We start from the raw sequence: 24,011 nt of genomic DNA, 5'->3' as shown, positions 1-24,011 counted from the left end.
AATCATATGAGACAAGGGATGGGCACGTGGCGCACGAGGCGCAGTCAGCAGCAGCATGCACACGAGAACATGGATGCCGCGCCAGAACATAGCCAGATGATGACGTTGGTAAACAGCTTGACCGATGCGGTGCTGAGTACTGATGCTCACGGCGTGATCACGATTTATAATGCGGCGATGATCGGCCTGCTGGACACCAACGCCACACTCCATGGCCACCACATTAACGAGATATTTCAATTGCAGACGCTCGGTAGAACGCCAATCAATGTATTTGAAGAACTGAGCAAATCGCCGTCAATCCGCACCCGTGACGATCTGATCATGCCGCTCAGCGATGGCGATCATTTGCGACTGGAGGCGACCTTTGCGCCGATTTTAGGCGGCAGCTCCAGCACTGACGGTTACGTGCTGATTCTGCGCGACGTCACCAAGATAAAAAGCCTCGAAGAGGAGCGTGATGAGTTTATCAGTGTCGTTAGCCACGAACTGCGCACACCGGTAGCCATTGCCGAGGGGGCGCTCGATAACGCTCGACTGCTCGCCGAGAAAGGCTACACCCAAAAGGTACATGAAGCGCTGGTGGCGGCGCATGATCAAGTGATGTTCCTCGCTAAAATGATCAATGACCTTGGCACCCTATCACGCGCTGAACGTGGAGCGGCGGACGAGACGGAGACGATTAATTTGATGGAGCTGGCTAGCACGTTACACAGTGAGTTTGCACCGCGAGCGGCCGAGAAGGGGTTGCGGTTTGACCTCGACGTGAGTGCGCAGATTGGCGTGATCAAGGTTTCGCGGCTGTACTTGACCGAACTACTGCAAAACTTCATCATCAACGCCATCAAATACACGCCTCGTGGCGGGGTGACGCTGCGGATGCACCGGCGTAACGGCGTCGTACAATTTGCGGTAATCGATACCGGGATAGGTATCGGCAAGACTGACCAAAAAAAGATTTTCCAGCGATTTTACCGGGCCGAGGATTATCGTACCCGCGAGACCAGCGGCACCGGACTGGGACTGTACGTTGCGAGCAAATTGGCGCACAAACTCGGCTGCACCATCTCTGTCAAAAGCCGACTCAATCATGGCTCGACGTTTAGCTTTGAGCTGGCCGACCCGCCCACGTCCGCGTGAAACCGCCCTTGCAATCACAGCCCGGACACGCTACAATAGACTTGACAGTCTGCTAAGAAGCAGACTTTTAAATTGGGAGAAACTATGGCTCAAAAAAACGCAGCAGAATCAAAGACGAGGGTTCGCCGCATCACCGCGAAAGATGACGAGACGAAGCAGCCGTCACCACATAAACCAAAATCAACCGCACCCACCAAAAAAACGGTGACAGCGACTGGCACGTCACCCAAACAGCCAAAAACCACGGCCAAAAAATCAGGCGACGTTGGCTATTTCAAGGGCGCGTGGCAGGAGCTCAAGTTGGTGCGCTGGCCGACTCGCTCAGCCACCTGGAGCATGACGGCGGCAGTGCTGGTGTTTACGTTGATCTTCGTGGTGCTGATTTTGCTGCTTGACGCCGGCTTTAACTGGGGCTTTAATCAAATTTTGAAATAGGAAAGGGAATTTATGTCATCAAATCGCTACGATTCAACTCGCTCGTGGTACGCCATTCACACCTACTCGGGCTACGAGGAAAAGGTTGCTGAATCCATCCGCCAGCGTATCAACGGCGTCGACATGGCCGACAAAATCTTCGACGTCATGGTGCCGAAAGAAAAGCAAATTCAGATCAAAAACGGCAAGCGCAAGGTTGTCGATGCCAAGATCTTTCAGGGCTATGTGCTGGTCGAGATGAAGCTGACCGACGAGACGTGGTATATCGTCCGCAACACGCCGGGCGTAACTGGCTTCGTTGGTGCTGACACTACGCCTACACCGGTGTCTGACAAAGAAATTACTAAGATCAAAAAGCGTATGGGCGTCGAAGAGCCAAAGCATCAGATCGATTTCTCAGTCGGCGAAGTAGTCTCCATCATTGACGGGCCGTTCAAGGGCTTTGATGGGTCGATCGCAGAAATTGATGCCATCAAGGGCAAGATCAAGGTCATGGTCAGCATGTTTGGCCGCGATACGCCGGTCGAGCTGGACGCGCTGCAGGTCAAGAAAGTCTAGCCGCCTGATCATCTGGCCGCGCGGCGATACACCGGTCGAGCTACCAGACATCTTTGGCTTCAACTACCTCGCTACTTTTGGCGAGGTAGTGTTGCGTGGCAAAGAGGACTAGCGCCACCGTAATTACCCCGAGCAGCACCGCCGCGATCGGCCACTGCCTAGCATCATACATCGCCATGATCAGCACTGGCACCGTCCCGATGCCACACGCCAATATCTTGCCGAACAACAGGGTCGCCAGCGTCACTTGGCTGTGACATAATCGAATGCTGCGCTTCAATAGATACGAGCCGCAACGCCCCAGCCAATACGGCAGCATCACCACCACACCCAAAACCGCCACCGTCATTACCGACATCAGTACCAGCTGCACCACCTGAAGGAGAAACGGTACCGCACGAGGCGTCGTATCGCTCGGCGTAGTGGGCGGGGCGGGCGCCGGCTGGACTGCCTCTGGCGATACACCGAGCTGCATGAGTAGGCCACTGCGCGCCAGCCACAACAACCCAGCACCGACGATAACCGCATAAGTAAAAATCAACAGGCTGTAAGCGAGCGCCCCAAACATATTGATCAGGCGACGAACCGGCTTGATGCTGCGAGCGTTCATGCTTGTATTCTAGCACAGTTTTCGTTATAATACAGTGGTTACGCACAGAAAAAGTAAGAGGAAACTATGGCAAAGAAAGTTATCGGTAATCTAAAATTACGTATCCCTGCCGGACGAGCAACCGCTGGGCCACCAGTCGGTTCAACCCTCGGTCAGTGGGGGCTGAACATGATGGACTTCATCAATCCATTCAACGACGCCACCAAAGATATGATGGGCAAGGACGTTATCGTCCACATTCAGGTGTTTGAAGATCGCACTTTTACGTGGAAGAGTCTGGGGCAACCGGTCGATGATATGATCCGCGAAAAAGCCGGCATCCAAAAGGGTTCAGGCAAGCCGCACGCCGAGAAAGTCGGCACCATCACTCACGCTCAGCTTCAGGAAATTGCCGAAGCAAAGATGGATCAGCTAAACGCCATCGATATCGAAGGCGCGATGAAAGTCGTTGCTGGTTCCGCTCGCTCAATGGGCGTAGAAGTCGCCGACTAATTTACGTCTGTTCATTCAAACAAAATTGCTCCCTGCCGTGGGGGCAATTTTATTGTGGTATAATCATTTGGTGATCACCAAAAACTTACTTGACACTGCCGTCATCGAGGCGCTACGAGCTGACAAACTCGTCGTGGCGCCAACTGACACTATTTATGGTCTGCTCGCTCGAGCTGATAGCCCGAAGGCAGTTGATGAGCTGTACCGCGTACGCCAGCGTGATCGCACTAAATCCTGCATCATCCTGCTCAGCAGCGCCGACAACATTCCCGAACTCACCACCAAGCAGCGGTATATCTATGACCAGCTACGCCACGAACGGCCGACCACTATTGCTGCCAGGGTCAGCCCCGACGTTATGCCGCACCTAGTACGTACTGACGCGACCTTGGCATTTCGTGCCGTACCACCAGACACAGCATTGTCTGAGCTGATTCAGCTGGTCGGTCCACTGCTCGCACCAAGCGCTAACCCCGCAGGGCAACTGCCGGCCACCACAGTCAATGAGGCAACCGCGTATTTTGGTGATGAGGTGGCTGTCTACGTTGACGGCGGGGAAATTAAGGGGGTAATGCCTTCACGGATCATCAAATTTACTGATGAGGGGCAGCTGGTTGCCTTGCGGCAATAATTTCCACTACAGCCAACCAGGCGCCCGACGTCTTGTCTCGTGACCTATGAACTACGGCTGCTTGAACGGCCGCACCAGCTCTAGCTCTGGCCGTATCTCGGCGATACGCATCAGCTCGTTGTACTTGGCGATGCGCTCTGAACGCGACATCGAGCCGGTCTTGATCTGGCCCGTACCGAGCCCGACCGCCAGATGAGCAATGGTCACGTCCTCGGTCTCGCCCGAGCGGTGGCTCATCACCGTATTCCAGCCGGCCTTTTTCGCCATCATCACCGCCTGAATCGTCTCGCTCAGCGTGCCAATTTGATTTGGCTTGATCAAAATCGCGTTGCCAGCCTTTTCAGCGATCGCCCGATCCAGTCGCATTACATTCGTCACCAACAGATCATCACCAACCAGCTGCGTCGTCGAGCCAAGCTCTGTCGTCAGCGTCTGCCAATCGTGCCACGCTTCCTCGTCCAGTCCATCCTCGATCGATACCACCGGATACTCAGCCCGCAGCTGCTTGTACATCTTGATCATGCCATTCACATCGAGCGTGCGATGCTCCGTCTCAAGCCGATACTGGCCATCGCCCTCATGGAATTCGCTCGAGGCCACATCAAGAGCAAAGGCAAAGTCCTGCTCCAACTTGTAGCCAGCCTGCTGAATTGCGCGTGCTAGCAGCTTGACCGGCTCCATATTGCCGCCACGCACATGTGGCGCATAGCCGCCCTCATCGCCAACGGTCGTCGGGTAGCCCTCAGCCTTGAGCACCTTTGCCAGCGCGTGAAACACCTCGGCACTCATCCGCATCGCATCCTCAAACGTCGATGCACCAACCGGGATGATCATATATTCCTGAATATCCGTCGCACCCAGCGCGTGCTGCCCACCGTTCATCACATTGATCATCGGCATCGGCAGGCTCATCGTGCCAGCATTCGCCAGCTGATTGACATAGACGAAAAGCTCAATACCCTTAGACTCGGCCGCCGCCTTGGCAACCGCCAGGCTGACCGCTAGGATGGCATTCGCCCCAAGCCGCCCCTTGTTTGGCGTGCCGTCCAGCTGCCGCATCCGCTCGTCAACCCGATGTTGCGCAAATGGATCCATGCCGCGCAGCGCCCGCGCGATCTCGACATTAACATGCTCGACCGCCTTGAGCACGCCCTTGCCGCCATACGCCAAGTCACCATCACGCAGTTCGACTGCCTCGTGCGAACCAGTACTGGCACCTGACGGCACTGCCGCCCGCCCGAACGAGCCATCGCTCAACCGAACATCGGCCTCCACCGTCGGATTGCCCCGAGAATCTAAAATTTGTCGTGCGTGAATGTCTGTGATTGTGATATTGTTCATACCTGCTATTGTAGCAGAGACGAAAGAGCAGGGGCAAGCGGGTTACGACCTTCGCCTCACTCGTACAGGCTCTATGTTTCCCTCTCCGCTACTTTGCCGAGGCAGTACAGGGCTATCACACACCCTCACTCGTACTAAACGACCCGTCTTTGTCTGAAATTGAGCCGTTGTCGGACCGGGACAATTCTCGGCAAACTGCAGTACGTGATTTCCAGATTCATCAATCTCATCAAGAAGGCCCGCTGCTTGGCTACGTAGATCTTTATTAAGTTCTCCTAGTACCTCAGGATCCAGACCTGCAACATCAACCTGCACGCCGTCACCTCGAAAAAGTTGAATATTTGGATTATCTCTCAACCCCCTCAGGGCTAACTCTGCAGCCTCTTGGGCAGCCCGCCGTCTATTCTCCACATTCTCGCAAGCTGGCCCAGCAATCGGACAGTCCTTGCATTTACCTAAAAATTCCGCCTTATTCATAGTTACATAATTGTACCGCTACATTGCAAATATGTCAAACTACTTGCAAAATAACGTTTTACCATCTATGCTTGTAGTTAATTATGAGAGAAAGACGTTATCATTCACCAATAGCCGACGGACTATCTATACTGAGTAGCCCAAACTTTCAGCGAGGGGTTGATGAGGCTAATCATGCACTCGCCGCCAAAACAGAAGTGACGAAGAGAGGAGAGCGCCTCCCACGGGATAGGGATCCCGAAAACATAATCAAGCAGCACATCACCCCACACTTTCCGGACGACTACATCGGCTCGCTGGTCACGATCACAAATGTTACTGAGAGCGATAAGCTAGCTGTCTGCCAACTGAGAGGAGAGCTCCTGTTACCAGAGGCTAAAAGATGTATGGTTAATAAGTGCTCGCGAATACTAGCGGCGCTGGCCATTCGCTCCCAGGGAGATACGCATCACTTTCCACTCTCCCAAGAGACAATCAGCAATATTCTCCAATTTGATGTTCATCTGCCAACTGACCTACTAGCGGGTTACTTTTCGGCTCAAGCGACAAATCCCGAGATACACAAGACGATACTCAACATAGAAAATGCCGCCAAATATGCCGGCTCACCCGCCGACCGTGCTGCAATAATCGCTTGGGGCGTCCAAACATTGACTCAGCAATTGGGCGAAGATTTCTGTAAGGGTGGGTCGTTTTCCGGTGAAGGGTCTACATTCACGAGTGAAGGGGTTAGGCTTCCGTATAGCAAATTTAACGACATGAGATCCACCGGCTTTAGTGTAATCACTGACTACACTAATGACGAGCCAACTCCACGGGTTGCCCTTTCACTGGAAGATAGTGACGGTACTATTCAGGTTATCCCAGACCGTCGTTTCCTCTCTAGGCTAATGCGCCGTAACATCAGCGATGGGTAATATCTCGTAGTATAACCCTCGGTTGCTTTCCTGTACTATTTCAGGTATAATTTCACCATCATCAAATCAATGCTGGGAGGCAAATTCGCTCGAGAAGTCGCGAGTCGCCGTTTGTACCACAGAAAGGATTAGTATGGCCAAGAAAGCCGAGCTGTTAGAAAAAGCAGCAGAACTAAAATTAGCAGTCAGCGACAAGAATACTATCGCTGAGACTGAAGCGGCAATTGCCGAAGCTGAATCAGGCGCGCCTGAAAATAGCAAGCCGCACGATACCAAAGATAAAGACGTTATCGCCGAGCGCGAAGCCGTTGTCGCCAAGGCCGGCAAGCGCAGCCAAAAAGCCCTTGACGAGGCTGCCGAGAAAGCCGAAAAAGAAGCTCGCAAAGAAGCAGGCGACACCACGCCGCAATCCGACGACGCTGAAGCGCATGTTAAGAAAGGCCCGAAGCCGATCACGCGTCCGCTCCTAGAGCGCCGCGGCAAAAAGTATCAGGAAGCTGCCAAGAAGATTGAGAAAAATAAATTGTACAGCCTTGATGAAGCACTGAAACTGGCGACTGAGACCAGCCCGGTCAAATTCGACGCCAGCGTTGAAATTCACGTTCGCCTGGGCGTTGATCCGCGCCAAGCCGATCAGAACGTCCGCTCAACCGTAGCGCTGCCGCACGGCACCGGCAAGGACGTCCGCGTAGCAGTGTTCGCACCAGAGTCAGAGCATGCTGCCGCTAAGAAAGCCGGCGCTGACATCATCGGTGACGAGGAGTTCCTGAAGCAGCTGGACAAGGAAGAATTGAACTTTGATATCTTAGTCGCAACGCCGCAATATATGCCGAAGCTTGGCAAGTACGCCCGGCTGCTCGGCCCACGCGGTTTGATGCCAAATCCAAAATCCGGCACCGTCGCCACCGACGTCGCCAAGGCCGTGTCCGAAGCCAAAGCCGGCAAGGTCGAGTACCGCGTCGACAAGCAAGCCATCGTCCACCTGTCAATTGGTAAGGTTTCGTTTGGCGCTGACAAACTGGCAGAAAACACCCGTGCCTTCCTCGCCAGTCTGAACGCCCAAAAGCCATCCAGCCTCAAGGGTATTTACGTCAAATCTATCGCTGTCGCCACCACCATGGGGCCTAGCGTAAAGGTTGAAACTTCACCGTAAGGTTGGCTTGTTGGCATAAACGCGCTCCGCATTAAGCAGGGCGCGTTTTCATATTCCTGAAAATTAAAGCCAACATTGTCTTGCATCCCGTTGTCATTTCTGCTACAATTCTAAGGAACATTACCAAAGACAGCGTGCGACCGAAGGGAACTGAGGTGTAAAAATGCCGCCGAGGGATGAAACAAAACTGTTTTAATCACGTCTTTGGTAGTGCGAGAATCAAAGACGTTTTTGTTTGCTCGGCTAATGCCCAGAAAAACGAGAACCAGGTTCTCCATTACCGCACGTTAACAAATCGGTCAAATCACACAAGAACCAATCAAAGAAAGGATTTTTATGGCAATTTCACGCGATAAAAAACAAACTTTGGTTGCTGAACTAACCGAGCTGCTGAAGAATGCCAAAGGTACGGCATTTGCGCGGTACCAGGGTCTGAGCGTGGCCGAATTGCAAGAGCTGCGCAAGGCCGCTCGCGAAGCAAACGTCGTCATCAAGGTGGTCAAAAACCGCTTGGTACGCGTAGCGCTACAGGGCGTTGACACCTACAAAGAAGCTGACACCGACCTACTGGTTGGCCAGTTGGTCTACGCCATGAGCGCTGACGACGAGGTCATGCCAGCGAAAGTTCTGGACACGTTTGCAAAGACACATCCAGCACTGCAGTTGGCCGGTGGCTTCTCAGGCGAAGGCTTGAGCATCAACGAAGCTGACATCAAGGCGCTGGCGAGCCTGCCAAGCAAAGACCAGCTCATTGCCGAAGTTGTGGCACAGCTGCTCTCACCAGTCCACGACACCGTGGGCGCGCTTGGTGGCAATTTGCACGGTTTACTAGACGGCATCGAAGCCAAAGCTACGGCTTAAGTTTAGCAATCAATCATCTCGAGTTATTCGGTCTTCATAAGTCTCCGGTAAAGCGTTGCAGCCCGAGCGCCCTTGAAGGCGCCCGGCGCGAAAAGAGGAGGCGTTGAAGATTGGATGACTCGAGATGATAAATAATTAATAATCTAAGGAGAATACCATGGCTGATATTAAAAAATTGGCTGAAGAACTGACCAAGTTAACAGTTCTGGAAGTTAATGAATTGAAGAATCACTTGAAAGATGAATACGGCATCGAGCCAGCTGCAGCCGCAGTTGCGGTGGCCGGTCCAGCCGCTGGCGGCGATGCTGCCGCAGAAGATGAAAAAACTGAGTTCACCGTCACCCTAAAGGACGCGGGTGCTCAAAAAGTCGCTGTCATCAAGGCAGTCAAGGAAATCACCGGCTTGGGCCTCGGCGAGTCAAAGGCCATCGTCGACGGCGCACCAGCACCAGTCAAGGAAAAGGTGTCAAAGGACGAAGCTGAAGCTGCCAAGAAGACGCTCGAGGACGCCGGCGCTAGCGTTGAGTTAAGCTAATTTTTGCGTGAAACGACCGATTGTTTTCGTAGAGAAATGCCGCCCGGAGCTTATACCACGGGCGGTGTTTTATTGGCAAGGGTAAAAATTACCACATTTTTACCTGGCTATCTGTTGTCCTTGTGGAAAGACGAGCCGTTAGCCGATGCGAATAGGCCGGCGGGACTTGCACACTCACATAATTAGTGCTATATTACTTTCACGTACTATCAAAATAGACAAGGAATGCGAGCCATATGTCTGATTTACCGGAAAAGCAAGTTAAGCGCCTCAGGACGCTCATCCAAGAAGCAGAAACTAACTTAGCAGCAGCCAAGGAGCTGCTGATTAGCATCGTTGGCGACGACGGGCAAGTCGTCACGCCGAAAACCTCATCGGACGATGTCGCTGGCAAGATAATTGAGGGCGTGTTTGATGGCCAAATGATGATGGGGCCTGATGGCAAGAATTATCCAATCCCGGCGAACTACGCCTCAAAATCCAAGCTTGTTGAGGGCGACATCTTGAAATTAACCATCGCCGAAGACGGCAGCTTTATCTACAAGCAAATTGGCCCGGTCTCGCGCAAACAAGTCATCGGTACACTCGTGCAACACGACGGCGTTTACTACGTCGAAGCCAACGGCCGCGAATATCGCATCCTGCTCGCCAGCGTCACGTTCTTCCGCATCGAAGTCGGCGACCAAGTCACCATCATCATCCCTGATGACAATCCGGACGCCACCTGGGCAGCTGTCGAAGCGCCGCTATAGACTGTTTGACATTTGAAGCCGTCCCGGGCGGTTACCGGGCGGCTTTTGATATAATGGTGCTATGTCTGGGGAGTTTTTGCTAAGCTACGCCAGCTTTGATACCAAAAACCGGCCATTTCTGGAGTGGCAGATTGACGGCAAGACTGAGCGTGGTGATGTTTTGGGGCAGGAGTTGTCACTGGCGTTTGATTTTTCGGCCAAATATTGTACGGGTTGGGTGGATTTTGACAATCACTGCAGTCAGGTTTGTCCTGACGGTGCCACGGTTGATGAGAAATATGAAAACTGCCTGAAATGTCGTAACCGTACTGGTTTTAATCCAGCGTTTTATCACGCCGATTCGGTGTCGGCACAACAAGAAAAAATCAATCAGCAGCCGCACTTCGTCTATCTGGCATATTTCGCGCCGGGAGTTATCAAAGTCGGTATCTCGCAGGAAGAACGCGGCATTCGGCGGCTACTGGAACAGGGAGCACGCTTGGCGGTGAAGCTGGAGACGTTTGCTTCGGCGTTGATCGCCCGGCAGTATGAAGCGAAAATAGCCGGTCTGAGTGGCATCATGGAAACAGTGGCCATCAGCAAAAAGCTGGGGCTGATCAGGCGGCCGCTCGATACTGCAGCGGCGGAGCAGGCCCTAGCTGACACGCTGATACGCATTCAGCAAAAACTGGGGCTGGATTTTCCAAATCGGACGCTCATCATGTGCGAAGATTATTTTCACACGGACGGTCGAGACCTCAGTAGTGTGATTGATATGACGGGGCATAAAACCATGGCTGGCACTGTCGTCAGCGTCATCGGTTCAGTGCTCATTACTGAATATGACGGACAGCTATTAGCATACAACGTGAAAAAATTCATCGGCTACCAGGCGCAAACAATTGACGGCGCCATTAACATCGAAATACCCAGCACACAGCTGGCGCTGTTTTAATGCGTGCTCACGAGGCGAGTCGTCTTTAGATCAACCGCCAAAACGGCTTACTAATCCCGCACTTTGCGCTATAATACATAAGTATGAGTCAGGCACTGTACCGCAAATATCGCAGCCGCAGCTTGGACGAGGTGTTGGGGCAAGATCACGTGACCAATATCTTGCGCCGAGCGCTGGAGCAGGGGAAAATCGCCCATGCGTATTTGTTGACGGGTCCGCGCGGCGTGGGCAAAACCAGCGTAGCGCGAATTTTAGCGCATGAAATTAATAAGCTACCGTACGACGAGGAAGCCTCGCACCTGGATATCATTGAAATTGACGCCGCCAGCAACAACGGCGTTGACGACATCCGCGCCCTGCGCGAAAAAGCTCAAGTCGCGCCCGTTTCTGCACCGAAAAAAATTTACATTATCGACGAAGTCCATATGTTGTCCAAGCCTGCCTTTAACGCGCTGCTAAAGACCCTAGAGGAACCACCAGAGCACGTAGTATTCATCTTGGCGACTACCGACGCCGACAAGCTGCCCGCCACCATTCTCAGCCGCGTCCAGCAGTTTTTTTTCCGCCCCATTCCAGCGGACATCATGGCGCGCCAGCTGACGACCATTGCTGAGAAAGAAGGCTTTACCATCGAGGCGGACGCTGCTCGGCTGATCGCTGAGCGCTCGCGCGGCGGGTTTCGCGATGGCATCAGCATGCTCGATCAATTGTCGGCATTAGCCAGCCCTGATAAGCCGCTAAGCGCGTCAGACGTTGCTCAATACCTGGGGCTGAGCGCTACCGAGACGTTGGAAAACCTGCTGGAATTGTATCAGCAGCGCGACGCACCGGGAGCGCTGAACCTGCTGGGTGAACTAGAGCAAACTGGCATCGATCCGGTCGTCCTGTCCCGTCAATTATTGTCGCTACTGCGAGCGCACTTACATCAGCGCCCAGAGTTAATTACATTGGTCAAGCAGCTAATCGAGATCGACCGCCATCCGCATCCGGACTTGAAATTATTGACGATATTTATGGACAATAGGGAACAGGTGACCGACACATCGCCCGAGCTGATATCGCCGTCGATCACCAGTCCCAAAACCACAGCCAAACCGCCACTCACCATTTCCAAATCGCCAATAGATAAGCCAGAGTCATCGGCAGCTGATACAGAAACACCAGCTGCGCAGCCGGTAGAAAATTTGCCAAAAACTACCCCAAAGAATCAGCAAACTAATATCTCTAAGGGTAAGGAAACCGCAGGCACCGCCGCCCTGGCAGACCATCAACCAACGTCGGACAATCCGCCAGCCTCCGCCACAAACATCGACTGGGATAAAATCATCACCCTCGCCAAGGAGCAGTCATTCGCTATTGCGACATTGTTGCAACAGTGCAGCTGGCGGCGAGATGGCAACACCTTAACCCTGTACGTTGGCAACGCCTTTAATAAAAAGAAGCTGGATGACGCCAAGAATCGCCCGCTTATTGCGACAATTGTGCAACAAGTCGCCGGCACCGAACTAGATATTGCGACAATTGGGCAAAAAGCCCCGCCCAAAGACGCCGAGCTTGCGAAGATTGCCGAGCTAATGGGCGGCGGCGAAGAAGTTAACCTGGAGGAATTATCATGAGCGAAACAACCCAAACCGAGACCATCGCGGGCAAATTACCGCCCCAAAACCTAGACGCCGAAAAAAGCCTGCTCGGCGCGATTCTCATCGACGAGGAAGTCCTGGCCGACGCCTCGGAAATCGTCCGGCCGGCTGACTTTTACGACAAAAACCACGGGCTGATCTTTGGTGGTATGATGCGGCTGTTTGAAAAGCATAAGCCAGTTGACCTCTTGACCCTAACTGATGAACTGAAGCGCAAGGACGAGCTGGAACTCATCGGCGGCTCGGCATATTTGACGGAACTCACCAACTACGTGCCGACAGCAGCGCACGCAGCGGCATACGCCGAAATGGTGGCACAAACGGCGGTGCGGCGGCGCCTGATCAAGGCCAGCAGCGGCATCACCGAGCTTGGCTACGACGAATCGACGACGACGCAGGAATTATTAGAAAAAGCCGAGGCCGAATTATTCAGCGTCTCCGACCAGTCATTGAAACAGGATCTGGTCAGCCTGGAAAGCATCTTGACCGATAGTTTTGACCGCATCGAGGAGCTTCACCGCAACAAGGGCAGCCTGCGCGGTATGCGGACTGGCTACCGCGATCTGGACACCATGACGGCGGGACTGCAGAAGTCGGATTTGATCATCCTGGCGGCGCGGCCGGCCATGGGCAAGACCACGCTGGTGACTAACCTAGCGTACAACGTAGCGACGATCGAGAAAAAGCCGGTGCTGTTCTTCAGCCTGGAGATGAGTAAGGAACAGCTGACCGACCGCATGCTGGCGGATGCGGCCGGCGTTGATAGCTGGAATATTCGTACCGGTAATCTGAGCGGCGATGATTTTGAGAAATTGTCTGAGGCCATGGGCGAAATGGCCGAAGCGCCGATTTACATTGATGATACGCCGGGCCTCAGTATTCTGGAGATGCGCACCAAGGCTCGCCGGTTGGCACACGAAGGCGAAATTGGCCTGATCATCGTCGACTACCTGCAGCTGATGCAGGCCACCAACAATCACAACGGCAACCGCGTCCAGGAAGTGTCGGAAATTTCCCGCGGCCTGAAGTTGATCGCCCGCGAGCTCAACGTGCCGCTGATCGCTCTGAGCCAGCTGAGTCGTTCAGTTGAGTCGCGCACGCCGCCAATTCCACAGCTAGCCGACCTGCGCGAATCTGGCTCCATCGAGCAGGATGCCGACATCGTCAGCTTTATTTACCGACCAGGATATTACGAACCGGACAATCCGGAAGTCCAAAACATCACCGACCTGATCATCGCTAAGCACCGTAACGGCCCGGTCGGCAAGATTCAGCTGTACTTCCATCCAGAGCGCCTGCGTTTTATGAGCTTGGATCGCAAGCATGACTAGAATTGTGCTATAATCAATACCAATGAAAAAGCACAAACTCGCCGACTCGGCTGTCTATCGCTGGCGCTATTGGCTAGGCTATATGGCGCTGGTTGTGCTATTTTGTGCGGCCATCACCGCCGCTAGTTTGTATGCCCCGGGTGGCGTAACCGAGGCGGAAATTGAGGCGCTTAATACTACCAATGCTATTTCGCCGAGTCACCTCGGATCGCTCGCTCAAACTAACTTGCCATTTCACCTCTTGCAGCGTGGACTGTTCAGTGTATTTGGCGTCACCATCTATACCATCAAGCTGCCGTCGCTCATCCTGTCATTCATCGCCGCCGTCGCCGTATTTTTCCTATTGCGGCGCTGGTTCAAGCCCAATGTCACCATCCTGTCGCTCGTCATCATGACGGTCACCGGCCAGCTAATCTTCTTTGCCCAAAGCTTCACACCGCACATCCTCTACATCACCTATGCCGCGCTCATCCTGCTCTTTGCCAGCCTGATCGTTCAGCGCGCTAAAGGCTCGGCCTTGTGGCGGCTGCTGCTGGCAGCGACGGTCGGCCTGAGTCTGTTTACGCCGTATTTTTGGTATATTCATCTGACGCTGCTGTTGGTAGCGCTGATCCACCCACACACCCGCTACGCGCTACTCGCCAAGCGCAATCGCTTCAAGTGGCTACCAGCGATCGTCGTTCTCGCGCTCACTAGTGCGCCGGTAATTTTCCTCGCCGCGACACATCACGATCTACTCAAATCACTGGTCGGTATTCACAGCCTCAGTTGGGCGCTGGTCGATAATTTGCGGTTGCTGCTGTATCATTATTTCTGGGTTAAACCGACCGTTATCGGTGGTCAGATCGCACCAGTGCTCGACTTTTCGGCGCTGTTTCTGATCGTGCTTGGTCTTTTCAAAACCATCCAGCACCACCACACCGCGCGTTCGTACATGATCGGCGTCTGGCTGCTGTTGAGTTTGCCGCTGCTGGTGCTGCAGCCATCAATGACCAGCATTATCATCCTGCCGCTATTTATCCTGCTGGCCGTTGGCGTCGAGGCGCTGCTCAATCAATGGTATTCGCTATTTCCGCGTAATCCTTACGCCCGCATTACTGGCTTATTGATGCTGATGGCGCTCATCGGCGTGATGGTGCTCTCGGGCCTCGACCGCTTTACCAATGGGTATCGTCATTTTTCAGGTGCAGTACATGAATTTAGCACCGACTTGCCACTACTACAAAAAGCCATCGCCGGCAGGCAAAACGTCGTTCTCGTCGCCAACCCGCACGAGGCGCCGCTCTACGAAACCGTCGCTCGCTATAGCAAGCACAAACTCGCCGTCAATCAACCGGCCGCGGAGGGTACTACGCTCGTCATCACCCGCGCTGAACAAATGGCGCACCCCAACACTGACGGCTGGACACTCGAGCGCATCGTCACCAATAGCCACGCCGAGCAAGCTGACCGCTTTTACCTCTACAAATCAGCGAGAAAATAGCGTATAATGAAAAAGTAAATTCAAGGAGGAATTAATAATTATGGCGTTTGACCAAGTCAAGATGTTGCAGCAGCTGCGCAAGGCCCAGAAACAACTCGGCAAAGAAATCATTGAAGTAGAAGCCGGCGACGGTGCAGTGATCGTCCAGATCACTGGCGAGCTGAAAATTAAGTCGATCAAGATTAATCCAAAGATGGTTGATCTCGATAACATCGAGCAGCTGGAGCACTGGATCCAAATCGCAATTCGTGACGGTCTAGCCAAAGCACAGGAAGTTGCTGCCGAGACGATGAAACCGCTGATGGGCGGGCTGGGCAACTTGCCGTTCTAATGAAACCGACGATTTTACCGGCAGCGCTGACGACGCTGATTGATGAATTTGGCGGGCTGCCCGGTGTCGGGCCGCGAACTGCTGAGCGCTATGCCTACGCCGTGCTTCGGCGTGACGCCCGGCGGGCCGAGCAGCTAGCGCGAGCGCTGGACCGACTGCACACACGCGTTAAAACCTGTCCGGTCACGTTCGCCTTAATTGATCATGATCAAGAGGTGTCGCCGCTATACCAAGACGAGTCGCGCAATCGCCGCTTGATTTGCGTGGTTGAAGAGCCACTGGATATCGTGGCGCTGGAGCGGACGGGGCAGTATAGTGGCACCTATCACGTGCTGGGCGGGGCGATTTCACCAATTGATGGCATCGGCCCGGAGCAGCTACACATCCCCGAGCTCATTGAGCGCATCAAGCGCGATAATGCCGAGGAGCTAATTATTGCCACCAACGCGTCGGTCGAGGGTGAGTCAACCGCGCTCTTTTTGCAGCGCTACCTCCAGGAGGCCGGCCTGACCATCACCATCTCGCGCCTCGCCCGCGGCATCCCCGTCGGCGTCGACCTCGAATACGCCGACCAAATCACGCTGACGCACGCGCTGGAAGGACGGCGGACATTATAGCTTGCTAAGGCCATCCTGCTTTTGCTACAATACAACTATGAAACCAGAGGTGGGAAGGGCACGCGACGAGGATATCGCGGCATTTTTAGCGAAATTTGACGATGTCGAGGAAGCAATTGACGCAATCCGTAACTTTGCCCAACCGGCTGTTTCGGCTGGTTTAGTTGATTTACCTCCAGCCGCCAAATCTAGCCCAGCCGCTAAGGTTATGACACCGCCCGCTGCCGCGCCAAAACGCTCCAACCGTTGCCATATCGCCATAACCGACCTCGCTAAATCTTACCGCGTCGGCCACCAGACCATTCCGGCGCTTGATGGCGTTAGCCTTGATATTTTTGCTGGCGAGTTCGTGGCCATCACTGGCGCTAGCGGCTCGGGTAAAAGCACTTTATTGCAACTCATTGGTGGACTCGACAAGCCGTCCACTGGCCAAATCCTCATTAACGACCAGCCGCTCAGCCGCTTGTCCGACCGGCAACTGTCGCGGTTCCGATCGCGTGAAATCGGCTTTGTTTTTCAATCATTTTATCTGCAGCCATTCCTAACCCTGTTCGCCAATCTGGAAATCCCCGCCATGTTTGCCCGCATCAAGCCCAAGCAGCGCCGCGCTCGCGCCCAGGAACTCGCCGAACTGGTCGGACTAGCAGACCGGATGCACCATTTGCCGCGCGAACTTTCCGGCGGTCAAATTCAGCGCGCTGCCATCGCCCGCGCTTTATTCAATCGCCCGAATATTTTACTCGCCGACGAGCCGACAGGCAATCTGGACAGCGCCAATTCCGACCGCATCATTGACCTATTTCACCAAATCCGCCGCGAACTCGGCACCACCGTCGTTATCGTTACGCACAATCCAGACATCGCCGCAGCAGCCGATCGTGAAATCCGCCTGAAGGACGGGAGAATAGCCGATGCTTAGAATCACCGATTCGCTGCGGCTGGCTGGTACCAAACTCCGAGTGCGGCGTATTCGCTTGTCCATCACCGTGGTCGTGTCCGGGCTGCTTTTCGCGGCGCTGCTGGCGGGACTGACTATGCTAATGGGCGCCCAGCGGAGCATCGAGGAATTTGATCGGGGCAGCCTGAATAATCGCTACTTGGTGGCGCAAACCGCCATTCGGCCAAATAATATTGAATTTACCCCAAATCTAACTGCCCGCGCCGAAGCCGAACGCACGCAAATGATCAAGGACAAGCAGGCGCTGGCCGCCCGCCTCGGCCTGCCATACGACCCCAAATCCGAACCACCGATCATGCAATCGTTTCCCGATAGCCCGCCGTACCCGAACAGCCAGAGCGTCATTGTCCAGCGGCTTATTCGCCAGGAGACCGCCAAATTACCGCGCCTCACAGCGAACGCGCAGTGGCAATTTGCCCGCACCCGCGGCGCCGTGCGGCAGTTTAGTATTCAATCAATCGCCGCCAATGGCATGCTGAACTATATGGAGCGGGGAATTGAGTCGTTTGACGACAAGCGCCAGCAAAACAACCAGCCGACACCGCTGGAAGAATTTAAGCAGCAATTCGGCAGTATAACCACCATCGACCAATCGCTACTGGGCGGCTATCTGCTGGCTGACGCCAGCGCCAAACCCAGCGAGATTCCGCTAATCATCCGCTATCAGGACGCCGAAGCGCTGCTTGGCCTCAAGCCGCTGGATAAAAATGCCAGCAATGACACGCAACTAACAAGACTCAAAGAATTGCGCCAAAAAGCCGGGCAGCTGACATTCAGCGCCTGTTATCGCAACCCGGCTTCGCAAGAATTACTGCAAACCGCCAAACAGCAAATCCAAGCTGCCGCCAATCAAGCTAAAAAACCATCCGCCGATTATGTCAAGCCAGACCGCGAATACGCCATGCCGTCCGCTGATTCCTGCGCTGCGCCGGCCGTCGTTAAGGATAATCGTTCCGCCGAAGCCAGGCGCACCGAAGCTAACCAGCGCCAATTTGATCAGACTTTCGGCTCAGCCCAGCCCGAACCCGCCCAAGCCAAATTTACTTTTCATGTCGTCGGCCTGATGCCAGACGGCATTAAAGCTACTCAAAGCGATATCGGCAGCTTCTTACAACAATTTTTAAGCACCCGCCTGGCATACACCTGGATCATGCCGCGCGGCTCAATGACTACCGCGGCACAAATGACACTTGAATCGACTATTCAAACCGCTGCCAACAATCATGATCAGGGCGGTGCCAACAGGGACGAAACGCTGGCTATCTATGAATTTAGTGACCCCAATAAAGCTCGCAGCTACCTGGCAGCCGCTTCTTGCGGCGAAGGAGCCGCCCAACCCGAACCCACCGGAGCCTCCAAAACCCAAAAATCTAATAAATCAATCTGCCTGCCGCGCTACGTAGTATTCGCGTCGCCCACCGGCAGCAACTCACTCGTTAATTACGACGCCATGGAACGCCTCAAGCCAATCATCATGTGGACATTCATCGGCGTAACGATCATCGCCGCCTTTATCTTGCTGATTATCATTTCCCGCACTATCGCCGACAGCCGCAAAGAATCCGCAGTTTTTCGAGCGCTCGGAGCAACGCGGCTTGATATTAGCCAAATTTATTTCGTTTACACCATGATCGTGGCACTGCTTACCACGCTGTTTAGTATCGCTGCCGGACTAATCGTCGTATATATCGCCGACAATTTGCTGGCTAGTCAAATCACCGCGACGCTGCGCATCGCCATGACGCCGAAAGATTTGGCGACAACTTTCCATTTCTGGACGATGGACTGGATAGTCATCGGCGCGGTCGCCCTCAGTATCATCGCTGCCGCCGTGCTGGCGTGCCTGATACCGCTCATCCGCAACACCCACCGCAACCCGATCAAAGACATGCGCGACGAATAGCCCCGTCACACCACTGAAAATCCCATCTGCTATAATAAGACTATGTTTGATACCGCCGAGCAACTTATCCAATCCGCCAATAACATCGTCATCATCCAGGCCGAAAACCCTGATGGCGACAGTCTGGGCTCTAGCTTGGCGCTGGAGGAAGTGCTGAGCGATTTGGGTAAAACCGTGACGCTGTACTGTCCAGTCGATATCCCCAAATATCTGCGGTATATTCGCGGCTGGGACAGGGTAGTTGGCGATTTTCCGACCCGCGCTGACCTAGCCATCATCGTGGATACCAGCGCTGATATTTTGCTTAGCAAAGTCTTAGAAACACCCGGCGCGCGGCATTTTTTGGAAACGCATCCGGTACTAGTTATCGACCACCACACCGCCGAGTCAACGCTGAGCTTTGAGCACACCATGCTCTCTGATACCGTGGTGGCGACCGGGGAATTACTATACCAATTGTTCACGCATACCGGCTGGGTCATCAACCGGCAGGCGGCTGAAGATTTGCTGATTGCCATCATGTCCGACAGCCTGGGTCTCACCACACCAAACACTGCCGCGTCGACCTTTCACGTGGCTGGCGAATTGACCGCGCTAGGCGCCTCCAATGCCGAAATTGAAGAACGGCGGCGCGAATTTATGAAGAAATCGCCGGAGATCTTGGCGTACAAAGGCAGACTAATTGAGCGAATCGAATATTTACTGGACGGACAATTGGCGCTGGTGCACGTGCCATTTGAGGAAATTCAAGCCTACAGCGACGCCTACAACCCCGGCGCACTAATCGGCGACGAACTGCGGTTGGTCGAGGGCGTGGCGCTCAGCTGCGTCATCAAAACCTATCCCGACGGCAAACTAACCGCCCGCCTACGCGGCAACTTACCGATCGCCGACACCGTGGCTGGCTACTTCGGCGGCGGCGGCCATCCGTACGCGGCCGGCTTCCGCGTGTACGAGAATTATGACGAGGCCGTGCGGGAATTGGTGACGGCGACTGATAAGGCCTTACGAGAGGTAGGGCAGAACTAGTCATTCCCTATGAACAATTATTCAAACATCCTGTTCCCAGAAATAATCAATGAAGCATTCCCAATTCTTGACGGCGCATCATATATTCGCCAGCTGGCGTCGCTTGTGCCACTCTGTCCCGACACGGCGTTTCATTTGTTTGACGATAAAAATGGAGGCTTTTTCGCGCTGGTAATGACGGATTATCCCGACCCGCTTTATCAGAGCGAGGAGTTGAAGCAGATTTCTGGCGAATATGAGTTTGAGTTCACTTACCTCATCAAGCCATACGCCAACGACCAGCATATTGAAATTCGTCCGAACGACGATATCGATAACAGTTTTTTCGTGCCAGACCCAAAGAGTTATTATCGGTATTATTTGGCGGTGACCAAGCAAAAGCTGGATTGGTGATTTTCGCGTACATAGCGCGGAAAGCGGCCACCGATAGCGAATGCGAGCCATCATCGCTACCCAAAATTTATTTACAATCATAACAGGGGTGAGAGAAGATATTATACCACATTTTTGACAAAATCCATTGACATTTTGTTCTATTAGTGATATATATCAGCTTTCGGCTCAAGGCTTTGTCTTAGGGCGGAAGTCGCCCTTTAGCTTTGAGCTTTCTCTAGGAAAGGTAGAAGGTATGTCCAAGAGTGCCCTCATCGTGTTTGCGATCATATCGATAATCGGTGTCCTCGGGGGCAGTTTGCTGCTCATCGACGGCGCATGCTCGGACCTTGACGTCTGTGTTGGGGTCAGAAATTGTCCGGAGGCGGAGAGCTGCTCCGCAGCGTTCTTCTCGGTGTTGCTCGGTTTTCTCGGAATAGGTGTCACGGTGTATGAGATAACAAGACACATAAAGAGGTGAGGACTAGGGCTAACGCCCACCGGAAAATAGCTCGCCGTATGCGCTCAATCTGATTGAGACAATGTGATGTTGTCTCTCGGGTTGAAGAACTCGCATGCAGCTTGAGCTCATTCGGTGGGCTATTTTCATTGGAGATAGATTAGGAATTGAGACCTATTCGCCCACTCATTCTGGGTGGTTCGTCTGTATTCGCTCATCAGCCACCTCTACCGTATCAACGAACTTCCGGCCAGCACGGCGAGCCAGCCACCACTGGGCCAGAGCGACGGGAACGACCACAGCGATGCCCGGCCAGAGCAGGGCGACATTTGGCATGGTAAAGTCAAAGAACTGCCTGAGCGGCTCAATGCCAAAGCTCACCAAGGTCACGAACAGCACGCCCGCCATATACAGTGTCCGCGCCAGGTGCGCCCGCTTGTCCAAAATTACACCCAACATCGGCCCGACCAAAAATACCAGATAAATCCCAAAGAACGTCGCCGTCAGGACGGTCATCGTCGCCGCCTCGGCCGCCTGATGTGGATGCAGCGTCACGCCCGACCAGTAGGTAAACGCCACGGTGAGACCCGTCAGCAGCGCGATCGGCGCCACCGCCTGCAATGTGTCGCGCCAGAAATGCGCCGGATTGACCCGGTGGCGCGGCCGTGGTGGAAACAGCGTCCACATGATCGTCGGCATGGTCACCAGAAAAATATTGAGAAACGTGATGTGCCGCGGCGCGTACGGATAATTCAGCCCGACCAGCATGGTACTGAGTAGCAGCACCACGCCGTAAATAATCTTGTGAAAGAACAGGGTGGCAATCACTTCAATCGCTTGCATAATCCGATTGCCCAGCTTCATACCGATCGGCAGGGACGTGAACGAATTGTTGAGTAAAATAATATCCGCCACCCGCCGCGACGCCGGAGCACCCGCGTACATCGCCACGCCGAGGTCAGATTTTTTCAGCGCCAGCGCGTCGTTAACGCCGTCGCCGACCATGCCGGTGAACTTGCCGGACTGTTTGAAATGAGCGATCAGCCGCTCCTTTTGCTCTGGCAGCACGCGGGCAAAAATTGTGTGTTCATCGGCAGCCTTGTCGAAGGCTTTGTCGCTGAGACCCGCTAGTGCCGAGCCGAGGATGGCCTTATCTGGATTATCGATGCCCGCTTCGCGCGCGATATGCTGAACGGTGCGTGGATTGTCACCGGAAATCACCCGAATGACCACGCCTTGCTCTTGGAGAAACTTGACCGTATCAATCACGCCGTCGCGCAGAGAATTACGCAAAATCACCGCACCAATCGCCCACCCAGAACCATCCGGCAGATCCTTCAACTTCGTCGTTTCATCGTCAAATTCCGCCAGCATCAGTACCCGTAGGCCGCTGTCCGCCCACTCGTCTAGCTGGCGCTGCAACATGGCGTCAACCGGCGCTAGCTTGGCCACAAACTCCGGCGCTCCCATCATCAATGTCCTGGCTTTGCCATCAATTTTTGCCCGGACGCCCGCCATCTTGCGCGCCGAGGAAAAGGCCATCACCTCGATGATATCTGCGTGCTTGGGCGGCGTGATTTCCGCGAGGATCGCTTGCCCGGTGATATTGCCGCCGCTGGTTTCATGAGCGATGAGGGCCGCCAGCTCGGCAATAGCTGAGCCCATCGATACACCCGTCTCATTAAACGCCACCACTCGCTCCAGCGTCACCTCATCGCTCGTCAGCGTGCCAGTCTTGTCCACCGCTAGCAAATTCAGCAGGGCCATTGCCTCAATCGCCGCTAATTTTTGCGGCAGCACCTTGGCCTGTGCCAGCCGCAGCGATCCGAACGCCAGCAGCAGGGAACTAGCCAGCAGCAATCCCTCCGGCACCACTGTCACTGCTGACGAGGTGATCGTCTTGAGGATGATCACCATATTATCGCCCGACAAATAATATACGGTAAAAATCAATATCGCTAACACAATCGCGCCGTATGTCAAGAAGGTAATCGCCCGCCAAATCGCTCGCTGCAAGGGCGTCAGCTCTGGCTTGTAGCGCTTGAGGACTTGGCTGATGGCGCCGGCTTTCGTCTGGTCGCCGACCGCCGTGACTCGCGCCGTACCTTCGCCCGCCAGCACCGTGGTTGCCGCCAGCACCGTGTCACCAGCCGCTTTCTCGACCGCCGCCGACTCGCCAGTCAGCATGCTTTCATTGAGCTCCAAGCCCTTCGACACTGTCACCGTCGCGTCCGCCGGCAGCTCATCACCAGCCTGTAGAATGATCTCATCACCCACCACCAGCGAATCATACGGCACTTCCACCGCCTGGCCATCACGCAGCACCCGCGCCCTGGGCGCACTCATCAGTTCCAACTGGTGCAGCACCCGCTTGGCACGAATTTCCTGCACGATGCCGATCAGCGAATTGACCACGATCACCACCGAGATAAACCAAGCGTCCCGATACTCGCGCACATAAATTAGCGCCCCAGCCAGCAGGAAAATTGCTAGCACAATTGGCGATAGTAAATTTCTCTTGATAATATCCAGATAATCTCGCATTATATTGCCTCACTCCTTTTGTAATGTAATCGCGCGCCGACACGATAGCCGCCGCGAGCGTCCGGGTCAAATTGGTATATTTCGCCGCGTTTAACTTCTGATATGACGACCAGGGCTGGATTATACGGCACCAGTGTTCGATAGTATATCAAGTCATCCGGCGAAGTAACATTCATCCCCGGAAAGACCGCCTGAAACTTCTCGGTCGCCACGTCGTCAAAGTAGTTCGGCTGGTGCTTTGGCGGCACGAACCGCTCTGGCCGCAAGCCCATTCGCCGCACCAATCGCTTGACATCGCCCAGCGTCATGATGGCCCGCGCTGTGATGTAAGCCAATAATTCGCCCGTCGCGTCAAGCACCACCGTCGCCTGCGCCGTGCGGCTGACATCGCTCATCGGCAGCACGACCGACTGGATCTCGACCGTCAGTCCAAACTGATCATCAATCAGCGCCGCGAGTGCCCGTTCATCGTGCATACCTACTATTTTACCATTGTTACCCGTGCCT

General features: G+C 54.1%; 25 protein-coding genes and 1 other annotated feature. Of the genes, 21 read left to right on the top strand and 4 right to left on the bottom strand.

What is annotated here, in order from left to right; genetic code table 11:
* Positions 1-6: 6 nt before the first annotated feature.
* From GWK74_02120 to nusG, 3 genes are all read left to right on the top strand, one after another.
* Complete coding sequence (locus tag GWK74_02120) at positions 7-1,140, top strand: hypothetical protein (protein QHU90314.1); 1,134 nt, start codon at positions 7-9, stop codon at positions 1,138-1,140.
* A gap of 84 nt (positions 1,141-1,224) precedes the next feature.
* On the top strand, positions 1,225-1,575 hold the full coding sequence (gene secE / locus GWK74_02115) for a preprotein translocase subunit SecE (GenBank protein QHU90313.1): 351 nt from the start codon (positions 1,225-1,227) through the stop codon (positions 1,573-1,575).
* A gap of 12 nt (positions 1,576-1,587) precedes the next feature.
* The gene (nusG, locus tag GWK74_02110; protein QHU90312.1) at positions 1,588-2,133 is read left to right on the top strand and encodes a transcription termination/antitermination protein NusG; all 546 of its coding nucleotides are present in this window, start codon (positions 1,588-1,590) and stop codon (positions 2,131-2,133) included.
* 40 nt (positions 2,134-2,173) lie between these two features.
* Here nusG and GWK74_02105 read toward each other — a convergent pair whose 3' ends face one another.
* Positions 2,174-2,743: a hypothetical protein gene (locus tag GWK74_02105; protein QHU90311.1), complete on the bottom strand. Its 570-nt coding sequence runs from the start codon at positions 2,741-2,743 to the stop codon at positions 2,174-2,176.
* A 66-nt stretch (positions 2,744-2,809) separates the two neighbouring features.
* On the opposite strand from GWK74_02105, the gene rplK reads away from it, so the two are divergent.
* Together rplK and GWK74_02095 are read left to right on the top strand one after the other, a co-directional pair.
* Positions 2,810-3,235 carry a 50S ribosomal protein L11 gene (gene rplK, locus GWK74_02100; GenBank protein ID QHU90310.1) on the top strand — a complete coding sequence of 142 codons (426 nt, stop codon included), beginning with the start codon at positions 2,810-2,812 and terminating at the stop codon, positions 3,233-3,235.
* Positions 3,236-3,305: 70 nt separating this feature from the next.
* Positions 3,306-3,866: a hypothetical protein gene (locus tag GWK74_02095; protein QHU90309.1), complete on the top strand. Its 561-nt coding sequence runs from the start codon at positions 3,306-3,308 to the stop codon at positions 3,864-3,866.
* Positions 3,867-3,917: 51 nt separating this feature from the next.
* On the opposite strand, the gene GWK74_02090 is transcribed toward GWK74_02095, so the two are convergent.
* The gene (locus GWK74_02090) at positions 3,918-5,207 is read right to left on the bottom strand and encodes a phosphopyruvate hydratase (protein ID QHU90308.1); all 1,290 of its coding nucleotides are present in this window, start codon (positions 5,205-5,207) and stop codon (positions 3,918-3,920) included.
* Between the two features lie 560 nt (positions 5,208-5,767).
* On the opposite strand from GWK74_02090, the gene GWK74_02085 reads away from it, so the two are divergent.
* The 16 genes from GWK74_02085 to GWK74_02010 all read left to right on the top strand — a co-directional run bounded on the left by GWK74_02085 (position 5,768) and on the right by GWK74_02010 (position 20,981).
* The gene (locus tag GWK74_02085) at positions 5,768-6,601 is read left to right on the top strand and encodes a hypothetical protein (GenBank protein QHU90307.1); all 834 of its coding nucleotides are present in this window, start codon (positions 5,768-5,770) and stop codon (positions 6,599-6,601) included.
* Between the two features lie 133 nt (positions 6,602-6,734).
* Complete coding sequence (gene rplA / locus GWK74_02080) at positions 6,735-7,754, top strand: 50S ribosomal protein L1 (GenBank protein QHU90306.1); 1,020 nt, start codon at positions 6,735-6,737, stop codon at positions 7,752-7,754.
* A gap of 105 nt (positions 7,755-7,859) precedes the next feature.
* Positions 7,860-7,997, top strand: a sequence feature (ribosomal protein L10 leader region).
* Between the two features lie 93 nt (positions 7,998-8,090).
* Complete coding sequence (gene rplJ, locus GWK74_02075; GenBank protein QHU90305.1) at positions 8,091-8,615, top strand: 50S ribosomal protein L10; 525 nt, start codon at positions 8,091-8,093, stop codon at positions 8,613-8,615.
* 157 nt (positions 8,616-8,772) lie between these two features.
* On the top strand, positions 8,773-9,150 hold the full coding sequence (gene rplL / locus GWK74_02070; GenBank protein ID QHU90304.1) for a 50S ribosomal protein L7/L12: 378 nt from the start codon (positions 8,773-8,775) through the stop codon (positions 9,148-9,150).
* A gap of 236 nt (positions 9,151-9,386) precedes the next feature.
* Positions 9,387-9,902, top strand: coding sequence for a hypothetical protein (locus GWK74_02065; protein ID QHU90303.1), 516 nt, complete (start codon positions 9,387-9,389; stop codon positions 9,900-9,902).
* Between the two features lie 61 nt (positions 9,903-9,963).
* Entirely contained in the window at positions 9,964-10,836 is an 873-nt protein-coding gene (locus tag GWK74_02060; GenBank protein QHU90302.1) for a DUF2797 domain-containing protein, read from the top strand.
* An 83-nt stretch (positions 10,837-10,919) separates the two neighbouring features.
* Positions 10,920-12,452, top strand: coding sequence for a DNA polymerase III subunit gamma/tau (dnaX, locus tag GWK74_02055; protein QHU90301.1), 1,533 nt, complete (start codon positions 10,920-10,922; stop codon positions 12,450-12,452).
* Entirely contained in the window at positions 12,449-13,807 is a 1,359-nt protein-coding gene (gene dnaB, locus GWK74_02050; protein QHU90300.1) for a replicative DNA helicase, read from the top strand. The genes dnaX and dnaB overlap by 4 nt, the downstream gene beginning before the upstream one ends.
* Before the next feature lie 22 nt (positions 13,808-13,829).
* A complete protein-coding gene (locus GWK74_02045) occupies positions 13,830-15,290 on the top strand; it encodes a hypothetical protein (GenBank protein ID QHU90299.1) in 1,461 nt (486 codons plus the stop codon).
* A gap of 40 nt (positions 15,291-15,330) precedes the next feature.
* Positions 15,331-15,621, top strand: a complete 291-nt coding sequence (locus GWK74_02040) for a YbaB/EbfC family nucleoid-associated protein (GenBank protein ID QHU90298.1) — start codon at positions 15,331-15,333, stop codon at positions 15,619-15,621.
* Positions 15,621-16,238, top strand: coding sequence for a recombination protein RecR (recR, locus tag GWK74_02035; protein ID QHU90297.1), 618 nt, complete (start codon positions 15,621-15,623; stop codon positions 16,236-16,238). Before GWK74_02040 ends, recR begins: the two co-directional genes overlap by 1 nt.
* Positions 16,239-16,275: 37 nt before the next feature.
* The gene (locus GWK74_02030; protein QHU90296.1) at positions 16,276-17,157 is read left to right on the top strand and encodes an ATP-binding cassette domain-containing protein; all 882 of its coding nucleotides are present in this window, start codon (positions 16,276-16,278) and stop codon (positions 17,155-17,157) included.
* Positions 17,150-19,099 (top strand): FtsX-like permease family protein, encoded by a 1,950-nt coding sequence (locus GWK74_02025; protein QHU90295.1) that lies wholly within the window; start codon positions 17,150-17,152, stop codon positions 19,097-19,099. The genes GWK74_02030 and GWK74_02025 overlap by 8 nt, the downstream gene beginning before the upstream one ends.
* 42 nt (positions 19,100-19,141) lie before the next feature.
* On the top strand, positions 19,142-20,128 hold the full coding sequence (locus GWK74_02020) for a hypothetical protein (protein QHU90294.1): 987 nt from the start codon (positions 19,142-19,144) through the stop codon (positions 20,126-20,128).
* A 9-nt stretch (positions 20,129-20,137) separates the two neighbouring features.
* A complete protein-coding gene (locus tag GWK74_02015) occupies positions 20,138-20,521 on the top strand; it encodes a hypothetical protein (GenBank protein QHU90293.1) in 384 nt (127 codons plus the stop codon).
* Between the two features lie 235 nt (positions 20,522-20,756).
* Positions 20,757-20,981 carry a hypothetical protein gene (locus GWK74_02010; protein ID QHU90292.1) on the top strand — a complete coding sequence of 75 codons (225 nt, stop codon included), beginning with the start codon at positions 20,757-20,759 and terminating at the stop codon, positions 20,979-20,981.
* 165 nt (positions 20,982-21,146) lie between these two features.
* Here the strand turns inward: GWK74_02010 and GWK74_02005 are convergent, their stop codons facing one another.
* The gene (locus GWK74_02005) at positions 21,147-23,504 is read right to left on the bottom strand and encodes an HAD-IC family P-type ATPase (protein ID QHU90291.1); all 2,358 of its coding nucleotides are present in this window, start codon (positions 23,502-23,504) and stop codon (positions 21,147-21,149) included.
* Positions 23,504-23,980: a hypothetical protein gene (locus GWK74_02000; protein ID QHU90290.1), complete on the bottom strand. Its 477-nt coding sequence runs from the start codon at positions 23,978-23,980 to the stop codon at positions 23,504-23,506. Before GWK74_02000 ends, GWK74_02005 begins: the two co-directional genes overlap by 1 nt.
* Between the last annotated feature and the right edge of the window lie 31 nt (positions 23,981-24,011).

The organism is Candidatus Saccharibacteria bacterium oral taxon 488 (assembly GCA_010202115.1).
Classification (GTDB): Bacteria; Patescibacteriota; Saccharimonadia; order Saccharimonadales; family Saccharimonadaceae; genus Nanosynbacter.
This window is presented reverse-complemented; position numbering and strand designations above follow the sequence as displayed.

Bases quoted from the DNA above. Each gene is read 5' to 3' on its own strand.
- rplK (QHU90310.1), top strand. From the start codon at position 2,810: ATGGCAAAGAAAGTTATCGGTAATCTAAAATTACGTATCCCTGCCGGA.
- GWK74_02045 (QHU90299.1), top strand. From the start codon at position 13,830: ATGAAAAAGCACAAACTCGCCGACTCGGCTGTCTATCGCTGGCGCTAT.
- GWK74_02105 (QHU90311.1), bottom strand. From the start codon at position 2,743: ATGAACGCTCGCAGCATCAAGCCGGTTCGTCGCCTGATCAATATGTTT.
- GWK74_02090 (QHU90308.1), bottom strand. From the start codon at position 5,207: ATGAACAATATCACAATCACAGACATTCACGCACGACAAATTTTAGAT.
- GWK74_02060 (QHU90302.1), top strand. From the start codon at position 9,964: ATGTCTGGGGAGTTTTTGCTAAGCTACGCCAGCTTTGATACCAAAAAC.
- nusG (QHU90312.1), top strand. From the start codon at position 1,588: ATGTCATCAAATCGCTACGATTCAACTCGCTCGTGGTACGCCATTCAC.
- secE (QHU90313.1), top strand. From the start codon at position 1,225: ATGGCTCAAAAAAACGCAGCAGAATCAAAGACGAGGGTTCGCCGCATC.
- GWK74_02010 (QHU90292.1), top strand. From the start codon at position 20,757: ATGTCCAAGAGTGCCCTCATCGTGTTTGCGATCATATCGATAATCGGT.
- rplJ (QHU90305.1), top strand. From the start codon at position 8,091: ATGGCAATTTCACGCGATAAAAAACAAACTTTGGTTGCTGAACTAACC.
- dnaB (QHU90300.1), top strand. From the start codon at position 12,449: ATGAGCGAAACAACCCAAACCGAGACCATCGCGGGCAAATTACCGCCC.
- recR (QHU90297.1), top strand. From the start codon at position 15,621: ATGAAACCGACGATTTTACCGGCAGCGCTGACGACGCTGATTGATGAA.
- GWK74_02065 (QHU90303.1), top strand. From the start codon at position 9,387: ATGTCTGATTTACCGGAAAAGCAAGTTAAGCGCCTCAGGACGCTCATC.
- GWK74_02030 (QHU90296.1), top strand. From the start codon at position 16,276: ATGAAACCAGAGGTGGGAAGGGCACGCGACGAGGATATCGCGGCATTT.
- dnaX (QHU90301.1), top strand. From the start codon at position 10,920: ATGAGTCAGGCACTGTACCGCAAATATCGCAGCCGCAGCTTGGACGAG.
- GWK74_02085 (QHU90307.1), top strand. From the start codon at position 5,768: ATGAGAGAAAGACGTTATCATTCACCAATAGCCGACGGACTATCTATA.
- rplA (QHU90306.1), top strand. From the start codon at position 6,735: ATGGCCAAGAAAGCCGAGCTGTTAGAAAAAGCAGCAGAACTAAAATTA.
- GWK74_02020 (QHU90294.1), top strand. From the start codon at position 19,142: ATGTTTGATACCGCCGAGCAACTTATCCAATCCGCCAATAACATCGTC.
- GWK74_02025 (QHU90295.1), top strand. From the start codon at position 17,150: ATGCTTAGAATCACCGATTCGCTGCGGCTGGCTGGTACCAAACTCCGA.
- GWK74_02005 (QHU90291.1), bottom strand. From the start codon at position 23,504: ATGCGAGATTATCTGGATATTATCAAGAGAAATTTACTATCGCCAATT.
- GWK74_02000 (QHU90290.1), bottom strand. From the start codon at position 23,980: ATGCACGATGAACGGGCACTCGCGGCGCTGATTGATGATCAGTTTGGA.
- rplL (QHU90304.1), top strand. From the start codon at position 8,773: ATGGCTGATATTAAAAAATTGGCTGAAGAACTGACCAAGTTAACAGTT.
- GWK74_02040 (QHU90298.1), top strand. From the start codon at position 15,331: ATGGCGTTTGACCAAGTCAAGATGTTGCAGCAGCTGCGCAAGGCCCAG.
- GWK74_02120 (QHU90314.1), top strand. From the start codon at position 7: ATGAGACAAGGGATGGGCACGTGGCGCACGAGGCGCAGTCAGCAGCAG.
- GWK74_02015 (QHU90293.1), top strand. From the start codon at position 20,138: ATGAACAATTATTCAAACATCCTGTTCCCAGAAATAATCAATGAAGCA.